The organism is Leptospira kemamanensis, from assembly GCF_004769665.1.
GTDB classification, from domain to species: domain Bacteria; phylum Spirochaetota; class Leptospiria; order Leptospirales; family Leptospiraceae; genus Leptospira_A; species Leptospira_A kemamanensis.
The window spans coordinates 172,794-184,557 of the sequence record NZ_RQGG01000028.1 but is presented as its reverse complement, the minus strand read 5'-3'; the positions used below and the strand labels follow the sequence as shown (position 1 = coordinate 184,557).

9 protein-coding genes are annotated in these 11,764 nt (G+C 36.9%); all 9 read left to right on the top strand.

Annotated features, from left to right (window positions below; genetic code table 11):
- Positions 1–159: 159 nt before the first annotated feature.
- The 9 genes from xerA (at position 160) to EHQ59_RS09370 (ending at position 11,762) form a co-directional block, all read left to right on the top strand.
- The gene (gene xerA, locus EHQ59_RS09410) at positions 160–1,095 is read left to right on the top strand and encodes a site-specific tyrosine recombinase/integron integrase (RefSeq protein WP_135619406.1); all 936 of its coding nucleotides are present in this window, start codon (positions 160–162) and stop codon (positions 1,093–1,095) included.
- Positions 1,096–1,299: 204 nt separating this feature from the next.
- Positions 1,300–2,007 carry a TetR/AcrR family transcriptional regulator gene (locus tag EHQ59_RS09405; protein ID WP_135619405.1) on the top strand — a complete coding sequence of 236 codons (708 nt, stop codon included), beginning with the start codon at positions 1,300–1,302 and terminating at the stop codon, positions 2,005–2,007.
- Positions 2,004–3,455: a nitrilase-related carbon-nitrogen hydrolase gene (locus EHQ59_RS09400; RefSeq protein ID WP_135619404.1), complete on the top strand. Its 1,452-nt coding sequence runs from the start codon at positions 2,004–2,006 to the stop codon at positions 3,453–3,455. Before EHQ59_RS09405 ends, EHQ59_RS09400 begins: the two co-directional genes overlap by 4 nt.
- 129 nt (positions 3,456–3,584) lie before the next feature.
- On the top strand, positions 3,585–5,741 hold the full coding sequence (locus tag EHQ59_RS09395) for a PAS domain S-box protein (protein WP_135619403.1): 2,157 nt from the start codon (positions 3,585–3,587) through the stop codon (positions 5,739–5,741).
- A gap of 66 nt (positions 5,742–5,807) precedes the next feature.
- Positions 5,808–6,587 carry a 1-acyl-sn-glycerol-3-phosphate acyltransferase gene (locus EHQ59_RS09390; RefSeq protein ID WP_135619402.1) on the top strand — a complete coding sequence of 260 codons (780 nt, stop codon included), beginning with the start codon at positions 5,808–5,810 and terminating at the stop codon, positions 6,585–6,587.
- 17 nt (positions 6,588–6,604) lie between these two features.
- The gene (locus tag EHQ59_RS09385; protein WP_244245461.1) at positions 6,605–7,846 is read left to right on the top strand and encodes a chloride channel protein; all 1,242 of its coding nucleotides are present in this window, start codon (positions 6,605–6,607) and stop codon (positions 7,844–7,846) included.
- Entirely contained in the window at positions 7,847–8,311 is a 465-nt protein-coding gene (locus tag EHQ59_RS09380; protein WP_208652353.1) for a hypothetical protein, read from the top strand.
- 84 nt (positions 8,312–8,395) lie between these two features.
- On the top strand, positions 8,396–9,538 hold the full coding sequence (locus EHQ59_RS09375; protein ID WP_135619400.1) for a FecR family protein: 1,143 nt from the start codon (positions 8,396–8,398) through the stop codon (positions 9,536–9,538).
- Positions 9,539–9,689: 151 nt separating this feature from the next.
- Complete coding sequence (locus EHQ59_RS09370; RefSeq protein WP_135619399.1) at positions 9,690–11,762, top strand: methyl-accepting chemotaxis protein; 2,073 nt, start codon at positions 9,690–9,692, stop codon at positions 11,760–11,762.
- Positions 11,763–11,764: the final 2 nt, after the last annotated feature.

Sequence of the window (11,764 nt, the reverse complement as noted above, 5' to 3'; positions counted from 1 at the left end):
CTCCATTATGCCTTAGGCCTAGGACAAATCGGGAATGGGAGAGGAATTTTTCTGGATTATGTCTTTTTTTTCCGATTTCAACACTAAACAAAATGTAAGTACTTGTATAGTATTTTTTTGGCGGAGGAGAAAGAAAACTTGTGCCGATAGATTGGATGTATGACCCTGCCAGTCCTTGAAGTCCAAATTCCAGAGCATTTTCCCCAAGTTATGGCGGATTTATTTCGCAGTTACCGCACTTACTTAAAAATCGAAAAAAATTATTCAGAGCATACCTTATTTGCCTATTTGCGCGATTTGAAATTCTTCTTTGAGTTTTGTCTCAAAGAGGAAATTGATATTTTGAGTGTTGATGTTTTAGATGTCCGCGCTTATTTTTCTGATTTAAAATCCACGAAGAAACAGGACAAACGAACGCAAAGCCGTAAACTTTCTTCCTTACGTACATTTTATAAATTTTTATTTCGAGAAGAAAAGATTGGAGCGAATCCCATCTTACAGGTGAGTTTTCCAAAAACGAAAAAGAAGTTACCCAAAAATTTTACACCAATCGAAACAGAAGACATTTTGGATTATGAAGATCCCGAAAAAAAAGAAGTACTTGGAAAACGGGACAAAGCCATCGTGGAAGTTTTGTATAGCACTGGCCTTCGTGTGTTCGAATTAGTGAATGCAAAACTAAGTGATTTGAATGAAGAGTTAACATCTCTGAAGGTAATGGGAAAACGTAGAAAGGAACGATTTGTTTTTATTGGTCCCGAAGCAAAAGAAGCACTGAGAGAATATTTGGAAGAAAGAGGAAGTGCTGGTCCCGAAGAAATTTTCTTAAACCAACGTGGTGGGAAATTAACGACACGTGGGATTCGTTATATTTTATCCGAAAGAAGATCTGTGATGGGAATGGAAAAAGCAATTACGCCTCACAAGTTTAGACATACCTTTGCTACCGACTTACTGAATGCAGGTGCCGATATTCGCGCCGTACAAGAGTTACTCGGCCATTCTTCTTTGTCATCCACACAAGTGTATCTAAGTGTTTCGAGAGACCGATTGAAAGAAGTGTATCGGAATGCGCATCCGCACGCGAAGAAGTAGAGAGTAGGCGGATATAATTTCCCCGCCCGATTGAGGGTGGGGTTCTAGACCCGCCACCCAATGCCTTCCTAATATCACATCTCCCCCTTTTTCACAAATCCTTTCTTTTTTCCTTAAAAAATAATTCAAATAAGTTCGCGTTTCGACATTCTTGGATAAAAAATAGGGTTAACTATAAAAATATAACCAACCCTAAATAAAATCATGCCAAAAATCAAAAGACCAATTGATGATCCTTTGGAAAATTTCCCCTTAAAAGAGAGGAAATTTGCTAGGACTCGAATGAATTTGATTTTTGGTTTACTTCAATTATTGGAGTCCCGTTCCTATGATGACATCAAAATCATAGAGCTTTGCCAATTTGCCGAAATTTCAGAACCAACCTTTTATAATTATTTCCCCGAAAAAGATGATTTGATTCTTCATTACATACAAATTTGGAGTTTGATGGTTAGTGTATTTGCGGAAGAACAAAATTTAAAAGAATCGGGATATGGCTTGTTATTATCATTGTTTCAATATACAGCAAGAGAATCAAAAAAAAATCCAAGGATCCTTCTTGAGATCATCTCCTTCCAAGCAAAAAACAAACGGAAACTTCAACAAAAAAGTTTAACAAAGGCGGAAAGAGTATTACTGTTTCCTAATTTTCCAGGAATCGAAACTTTAACAGTAGGTGGAATTGAATCCATTCTGGAGAAAGCAATGGTTTTGGCTCAATTTAAAAAGGAATTACCAAAAGATACAAATTGGGAATCGTTATCACTAACAATTGTCAGTTGTTTTTTCGGTGTCCCGATACTTGCATTTCAAATGGGTGAAAATTTAGAAACACTTTGGATGGATTCTTTTCATTATATTTGGTTAGGTGCTGGTGGAAAAATCCAAAAACAAAAGAGAGTTAAAAGATGAAGTTAATATCCAATCGATGGTTTCTTTTAGGAATTGGAGGTTTGTTTGTCTGTTTCACTGGAATGAAATGGAATGTACCTATTTTTTCTTGGTTTCTTTTTATTCCTTTTTTTCGTTATCTCCGACTTGGATATTCAATACCAATTCTTTTATTCAGTTTCATAGGTTTTCAAATTCTATCTACGATGCGAATCGTAAGCGAACCATTTCATATTTGGATTGCGATTCTTTCAGGAATCCAGGCAGGATTTGTATTTACCTTATTACTTTGGTTATGGAATACGATTAGGATTCGATTTACCAATTTGGTATCTCCTATTTTGTTTTTTGCCTTTTTTTGCATCATATTAGAATGGATAGGCGGATACAATTCCGATTTGGGTGTATGGGGCATGATAGCCAATAGCCAAATTGGGAATCTAATTTTATTACAATCAGCTTCACTTTATGGGGCACTTGGAATTAGTTTTGTCATTTATTTGATAAACGTAAGTTTAGAACAATGTATTAGCGAATTGATCGACACAAATAGAATTCAAAAAGATTCAGCTTTATATCTCCTAACATCCTTCGTCTTACTTGTATTACTTTATTTTTATGGCACAATCCGTTTGCATCTTCCAATCACAGGAGAGCAAATCAAAATTGCTACCATAACTACAAAATATGATGTCACATCGATGTTCCATCATCCTGAAATCAATGCAGAAAATACCAAACTTACCTTTGAGAAAACGATTTTAGCTGCAAAAGAGGGAGCGAAGGTAGTCGTTTGGAACGAAGGTGCAGTTTTAGTAACCAAAGAGAAGGAATCGGAGTTGTTACGATTGGTTTCCGTAGTGGCAAAGGAAAACAAAATAGAGGTGATAGCGGCATTGATTGTCCAACTGAAGGATCAGGAATTTTTCTTTGATAATCAATTGGTTTGGTTTGCATCCGATGGAACCATTCGCCAAACCTACTATAAACAATTTCTTGTTCCAGGTGAACCAGTTTCGAAACACCACTCTGATATAAAAGCATTTCAAGTTTTGGAAGGAAAGATGTCTGTTGCCATTTGTTATGACTTTGATAGCTTACGAGTCACAGAGCATCATGCAAAAGAAGGTTCTGGATTGGTTTTGATTCCCGCATCTGATTGGAAAGGAATCACCCCATTTCATACGGAAATGGCTGTCCTTCGAGGAATTGAGAATGGGTCATCTATTGTTCGTTCGGTGAGAGATGGTCTTTCTGGAATCTATGATGCCTATGGCAGAGCAAGAGGAACTCTTGATTCTTTTGAGAACAATGATGGAGTTTTAGTTTCTTCCGTTCCCATGATCAAATTAGATACCATTTATTCTCGTTATGGAAATTGGTTAGTTGGTATTGGTTTCCTTTACTTAGGAATCGCCTCCATTCGGATTCTTTTTTTTGTCATAAAAAATAGGATAAAAGCAAAATAAATAGTTATCATCCACATTTGAATATTAGAAAATTTCTAAATATTTGATTGAAATTCGGAATGATCCAGGCATCATTTAGAGTTCGGTCTTTTTTGTGCATTCGTATAAGTATAGACCAAAGGATTCAAGATGACGATCGTTGCAGACAAATCAATTTTACTTGTAGAAGATGAAGCCATCTTAGCCCTTTATGAAAAAAACCAATTGGAACAAGGTGGTTATCAAGTAACCCATGTAACCAATGGTGAAAATGCAATCAATCTCATCTTAAAAGAAGAATATCCTTTTGATTTGATCCTCATGGACATTGACTTAGGGAAGGGATTAGATGGCACTGAAACTGCCACTCAAATTCTCAATCACCGAGAAATTCCAATCGTCTTTTTATCCTCACATACCGAACGAGAAATCGTAAAAAAAACAGAGTCTATTACTTCCTACGGTTACGTGGTGAAAAATTCAGGTTTCACCGTCCTCGACGCATCCATCAAAATGGCGTTTAAGTTGTTCGAAGCAAATGAATTAACAAAAAGCAAAAAAGAGCATTTAGAGACAGTATTACACTCTATAGGTGATGGAGTGATTGCAACAGATAAAGAAGGAAAAATCACTCGAATCAATCCCGTCGCAGAAAAATTAACTGGTTGGACTCATGAAGATGGCATTGGTTTAGAAATCAATCGCGTATTTAATATCATCAATGTCAAAACGAGGCAAAAAGTAGAAAATCCAGTGGAAGTTGTTTTGAAAACAAATTCCATTGTTGCTTTAGCAAACCACACAGTCTTAATCGCAAAAAATGGATCCGAGTTTCAAATTGCTGATTCAGGTTCGCCCATCAAAGATTTAAATGGTGAAACAAAAGGTGTCGTACTAGTGTTTCGCGATATTACGGAAGAATACAATGTCCAAAGTCGAATCGCCAAACAAGCAAATATGTTAAATAATGTTTTGGATGCTGTGATCGGTACGGATTTTAATCATAGAATTAATTATTGGAACAAAGCTGCTGAAAAAATATTTTCCTGGAAGGAAGAAGAAGTAATCGGAAAAAATATTCTTGAGGTTTTAAAAACAGAGTTCCTTTCCCATTCTATCGAAGAAGTGATCCGAAAGGTCAATCATGAGGGAAGTTTTATTGGTGAAGCAATCCAATATGCGAAGAATGGGGAAATCCGTAATATAGAAGTCAATTTAGTATTGTTAAATGACGAATCTGATTTGCCATCAGGATATATCTTTGTCTCAAGGGATATTTCGGAACGTTTGATTGCCTTAAAACAAATCAAAGAATCCGAAGCAAAATTAACTCAAATCATTGAATCTGCTATGGATGCCATTATCAGCATCGATGTCTCAAAACAAATTATTTTGTTTAACGGTGCTGCCGAAAAAATGTTTGGTTATGATGCGCGTGATATCATTGGAAAACCTTTGGACAGATTGATCCCAGAAGCGTTTCGAAAACAACATGACAAACATATTGATCAATTTAAGCAAACGGGTGTCAGCAGGAGAGCTATGGGAGCACTCGGTGAAATCAGTGGACTCAGATCCAATGGAGAAGAATTCCCAATTGAAGCATCCATTTCGCAAATTACTGTCAATGGAGAGTCTTTGTTTACGGTAATTTTAAGAGATGTAAGTGTTAGGACTCTTTCCGAAACTAAAATTCAAAAACTACTAATCGAAAAGGAAAACATCCTAAAGGAAATACACCATCGGGTCAAAAATAACATGAGTTCTCTGTTTACCTTACTTAGTTTACAAGCGAATTCACAAGAAGACCTTTCTATACAAACCATTTTATATGAAGCCGCTGGCCGAATCAAAAGTATGATCGTTTTATATGACAAACTCTATCATTCGGAAACAGACAATAGTGTATCCATCCAAAATTATTTTCCAGCGATCTGCCATGAAATCGTTTCCATTTTCCCCAAAAATGTTTCAATCCAGTTGGAAATTCTAGAAGAGTCAATTGAGTTGAATGCAAAAGTTTTATCTTCTTTAGGAATTATCTTGAATGAACTCATCACAAATTCTATGAAACACGCTTTTGTGGATCATGCAAATCCTGCTATCAATTTGAAAATAACCAAAGAAGGGACGTCTATCATTTTGGAATACTCAGACAATGGAAAGGGGATTCCTGAATCAGTCTCTTTTCAGAACACTCCAGGATTTGGTTTACAATTGATAGGCATGTTAACGGACCAAATTGGTGGGAAAATTATGATTGATCGAAAGGATTATCCTAAATTTTTATTAGAACTTCCTGTTTAAGATTTTTTTTAAGTTTGTTAGTAGAATATTTGTTTACCTTCTTACAATCTGTACTTCCATTCATCCATGGGCAAACTTCAATTTTTTGTAGTCTTATGTTATTTTATACCTGTTCTCGTGATTATCTTTCCGATTGGGTTGGTGATTTCCTATGTGTTTAAGATAACCGGTTTGGATCGATCGTCGAATCGTATTAATAACTATTTAGGTTACTTTTGGTATCGTTCGTTTTTCCTTCTAACAGGTCGTACTTTAGAAGTTTCACTTGATGGTTGGGATCCGAAAGGAAACAACCGATTTCTAATCTGCAATCATACCAATGCGTTGGAAGTTCCGTTAATCGTTTCGCTTCCGTATCTGATTAAAGAAAAAGATGTTCGTTTGTCTTACTTAGGTGGCGATATCATCCAAAGATACAAAATCATTCCTTTGATGATGCATAAAACCATTGTTGAGGCTGTCATTTACTCGGAAAAAAAACCAAATTTTAGAAATTTCAAAACAGATGTGTTACGAGTCTTAAAAACAAGATCCATCTTTTTATACCCAGAAGGGGAACGTACTTTTACAGAAGAAATCAAACCATTTCAAACTGGGGTGATGAAGATTGCCTATAAATTTAATATCAACTTAGATGTGTTTGTTGTCAGTGGATTTATGGGTTATTCAAGTTTAAAAGAATACAAACATCTTTCGCAGTCGAAAAAGATCTATTTCCATTATTGTGGTTCCATTTTGGCAAAGGATTTTCCTACCTTTGAAGAGTATCTCTCCCAGGCGGAAAGAATGATGAAGGCAAAAAAAAGGGAACTCGAAGCATTGGAAACATCCGCCTCTGTGGCATAAGTTAAATTTTACACGTAGTGAAAAATTTATATCAGTTTCTCTTTAGATGGACTTTGGTATTCCTGATTGTTTCTATATTCGTTGGATCTATTTCTGCATTTTTTTTACATGCCCTTGATTGGGTGACTCACGTAAGAGAAAATCATATTTCATTGGTGTATTTACTTCCCCTCGCAGGTGGTTTGATTGGATGGATTTACTATCACTTTGGTACAAGAGCCAACAAAGGAAATAACTTACTTTTGGAAGAGATCCATTCCACAAGTTCGATCATTCCCTTTCGTATGACTCCATTTGTATTAATCGGAACTCTTGTGACACATTTAGTTGGTGGATCTGCCGGTAGGGAAGGAACGGCCGTACAAATGGGAGGATCCATCTCCCACCAATTGGCCCGATTGTTTCCATTTTCAATCAAAGAGCAACAAACCTTGATTATATTAGGGATGAGTGCTGGTTTTTCTGCTGTATTTGGTACACCATTTGCTGCTGCCATTTTTTCCATTGAAGTGATTCAAATTGGAATGTATCGGTGGAAACTATTTTTCCCTTCACTTCTAATGGCTTGGTTATCCCATCTAGTTTGTTTGTTTTGGAATGTGAAACATTCTATCTTCCCCGACGTTCCTTGGGATGCAGATTTGATTTTATTTTTAGGAATTTTTTTACTTTCCATTGGCTCAGGGATAGTTGCAAAAATCTTTATCTGGTCCATTCATACCATCTCAAAGTTTTCACAAAAATGGATTGTTTATCCTCCACTCAGACCAGTGTTAGGTGGTTCCATCCTTGTGGTTTTCTTTACAGCAGGAGTCAGTGTGGATTATTTTGGATTAGGTGTGCCGATCATCCAGTCAGCCTTTACTGAGAATTTATCTGATACTGCATTTCTATGGAAACTTTTACTCACTGCGATCACCATTGGTTTTGGATTCAAAGGAGGGGAGGTCACACCATTATTTTTCATCGGTGCCACTCTCGGAAATTTATTTTCTGAAATCAGTCCTCATCATTTGTCATTATTTGTCAGTGTCGGTTTTATTGCTGTTTTCTCCGGAGCTACCAACACACCACTTGCTTGTGCAATTATGGGAATGGAATTGTTTGGTTTCGCGTCTGGAATCTATTTTTTAATGGCAACTCAGATTTCCTATATCATGTCTGGACATGCGAGTATCTATTCTTCCCAAATCATTGGAAAAAGGAAATGGTTTCGTCCCCATTCCCATGTTGGTAAAAAAATTTCCGATCTTAAATGATTGATTTTATTTTTTCATCGTAGTTTCTTTCGCATTGGGTACAATACGGATGGCGCATCTTTTGTGAGAACTGGTGCAAGTTCAATTGGAGTTTCTGGGAGTGATTTAGAAATTCATTTGAAAAATGGAACCAGTATTCTAGTTTTTGGAACTCCTATTGGTTACCAGTTTGGGAATTTAGATTTTAGGGAATTGGATGCCTTGGTTTCCAATCCAAATGGAAATTCTATCGAATTGAGTAGTTTTAGCTTTGGCGGTAAACTCTTGTTCCTCGGTCCAACCATGGCATTCATTGGTTATATTTTGATTCTTTTGCAATTGGTCCGTCCTGTAACAGCTGATTTGTTACCCTCCGTATGGCAGAAAAACAGAATTTACAATTTGATTGTATTTTCATCCAGTTTGGGCTTTGTAATTGTTTTGTATTATTGGTTATGGAATTTGGGCAATTCCAAATTAGTTTGAATTCACAAAAAATCCTTTCGATTTTTTGAAAAAATGATCCCATTGGATTGTTACTTACAATACCGACTGAAAATGGAAAACTATATGAAAAAATATTTTGTATCCTCACTCTTACTCTTCGTCATCACTCAATGTAATTTTCTTTCTTTTTCCAAGTCGGTGGACAAGGACGAAACAGCAGGAGCTGTCGTGACCTTCTTACAAGGACAAGTGACACTTCTCAGCGAAGGTAAGGAACGAATTGCGAGTTTAGGAGATGTCATCAAACCTGGAGATCGAATTTTATCCAAACTCGGCAAAGTCGATATCCAAACGTATCGCGGTGAAATCATCCGAATCAAAGAAAATTCGGATGTCATGTTTCGAGATTTGTCAGGCTCTTCTCAACCGAATACGGATTTATACATCTGGACTGGGAATTTAATTGTGAAATCGGTGAAATTAAAACCCAACCAAAACTTATCGATCTCTTCTCCTACAATGGTGGCGGGTGTGAGGGGGACGATCTTTTCCTTAGAATTAGAAAAAGGTTCGGTTCCCAAAGTAAAGGTGTATGAAGGAGCCGTATCTGTTGCCTTCAAAGTAGGTCCGAAACTGATTGAACTCAATGATGGTCTTACAAAAGACAATTATGATCGTTTGGTGAAAACATTAGAAGAAAATGATGTAGTTTTAGAACCTGGTGAAGCCTTAGAAGTGAATCCGGATTTAAACGATTTAGTTTACTTAATCAATGCAAAAATGGCAGCATCCGCTCTCACAAATGAGGAGTTAAATGGATTCTCCAATCTCTCAAACGATGGAATTGGAAAGGTGCAAAGTCCTATTTCTCCTAAAGAGAAAGCGGAAGCAGATACTTTAGTTTCCGTGAATCCTGAACTTGTTCAAAAACAAATTGAATCAAAAGAAGAATCCGCGGATGTAAAAAAAGAAACGATTGAACAAATCGCATCCGAACATCAAAACAACCGCAAAGAGGCTCTGAATCAAATCGCATCAGACGCGGAAAAAATGGGTTTTGATGATGAGGAAGAGATCCAAAAACATTACAGCATTCTAGAAACCATCCACAAAACCAATGGTGAAATTATGTCAGGTGCTGTTGTTGCTCAGTTAGGTGATATATTTATTATTCATTCCACAAAAGGGGTCTTCCAACTCCAAGTCGACGAAATCGAATACGTAGAATATCGAAATTTCAAAATCCAAACCAGAAACAAAAAATAAGGAACAAGATGTAACCTATCGCCGAACTACATCGAGATAGGTTCGTACCATTCCCTAAATTCAAAAAATAACCTTGTTTTTACCTGGAATTTTTGCCAAACAGGGTACGAAACAATTTACAAAAATTTCCAATTGAGTAAGATCGATCCCTATGAGTATACGCCAGAGGGTCTCTCTTTTTATTGCTGGTATCTTGTTTGTTGGGTTTACGATCCTGTCATCCGTTCAAATTTACCGAACCGTGACTGACCTAAAGTCAGAAATACAAGAAAATGCAAAGATCACTTCTGAGAAATGGTCCTATCAAATCCAGGATCATTTGAATGCAATGATGGGAGTCATTCGTGGTTACCGATTCGCTTTGTTTTATGCATCTCCTCCTCGGGAGTCCATGATTAGTAGCCTTCGCGAAATTTTAGAGAGAAACGATAATATATTTGGAATCTGGTTGTGTTACGAACCGAACGCATATGAGGGAAGGGATTCGGCTTTTGTTGGAAAACCAGGTCATGACAAAACAGGACGTTTTGTTCCTTATCTTCACCACACTCCAGATGGCAAAATTAATTTTGAACCTTTGGTTGATTATGACAATCCTAATGGTGCTGGCGATTATTACCAACAAGTCAAAAAAACGAACAAAGCAAAGGTGTTTGGACCCTATGAATACCTCGCTGGTGGCAAAAAAATTCAAATGATTTCTCTAGTGGTTCCTATTTACCCAAAAGGAAAATTTTTAGGAGCTGCAGGAATTGATTTAGATATCAGCACATTACAAGAAAAAATCGGAGACAATCGGCCTTTTCGCGGCCAAGGATACATTGCCTTTATTTCGGATAACGGAACCTATGTGATGTACGGGCAAGACCAAACCAAATTGGGGAAAAAAATTGAGAACCCGGAACATTTAAAAATTTATTTAGAAAAACTAAAATTAGGTGAGATGTTTACGATCCAACATGATGGATATACGGATTATTTTACTCCATTTCATATTGGAAAGGACCCTCAATTTTGGGCATTACAAGTCAGTATCCCAGATTCGATTTTAACAGAACAAGTGACAAAGGTAGTAATTGGCACTATTGCGATTTCACTTTTGATTTTATTAGTAGTCCTTTTCTTTTTAAACTTTGTGTTTAAGAACCTAATTAGCGTGAGACTGACGAAAGCTGCGGCTTTTTCCTCTCAAATCGCGAGTGGAAATTTGGCATCTAGTCCTGATGAAATTAATCAAGATGAAATCGGAAGTTTATTAAACTCAATGAACCAAATGCGAAATAGTTTGGTCTCAATCATCGGTGATATCAAACTTACTGTTGAAAAATTAGGAAACCAATCCAATCAAATGGCTTCCACCTCACAAAATTTATCCGATATTTCCCAAGCGCAGGCTAGTGCTGCTGAAGAATCTTCGGCAGCTGTCGAAGAACTTTCTGCTTCTGCTGACAATGTGGGAAAATCAATGGAAGAAGCAGTTTTGAAGATGAAGGAAATTGATAAATCTGTTCTCACCTTACGCGAAGAAGTTCAAAACATCAATAAAGAGATGGAATACCTTGCCAAATTTGCATCTGAATCAAAGGAACACGCGGTTGTTGGGGAAACGGCAATGAATGATTCCACAAAGGCGATGGAAGACATTGGTGAAAAAGCAGAACGCATCAGTGAAGTATTAGATATTATCACAGAAATCTCAGAAAAAACCAACTTACTCGCGTTAAATGCTGCAATTGAAGCAGCGAGAGCGGGAGATGCTGGTCGAGGTTTTGCAGTGGTTGCGGAAGAAATTGGAAAACTTGCCTTACAAACCGGTGCTTCTGTAAAAGAAATCGGTGATCTTGTTATTTCTACAAACTCGGCCGTGGAAAACGGAAACAAAAAAGTGACTGAAGCCGCACAAGTTTTGAATTTATTAAATAGCCGTGTGAAGGAATTTGAAACCTCCGCCAATCGAGTTCTGAATTCAGTATTACTCCAAGAGAATAATGCTAAAGACATTGCACAAAACTCAGGACTACTTACCAATTTAAACCTTCAAATTGAGGAAGCGGTGTTTGAGCAAAAACGAGCAACAGAAGAAATATCCAAAACCATCATTAGTATTTCCAATGGAACACAAGATGTGGCTTCAGGATCCGACCAACTCACAATCGTTTCTGCTGAAATAGCATCCCAGGCATCCTATTTGTCTACTCAAGTAGAGAAATTTAAACTTAAGTAAAA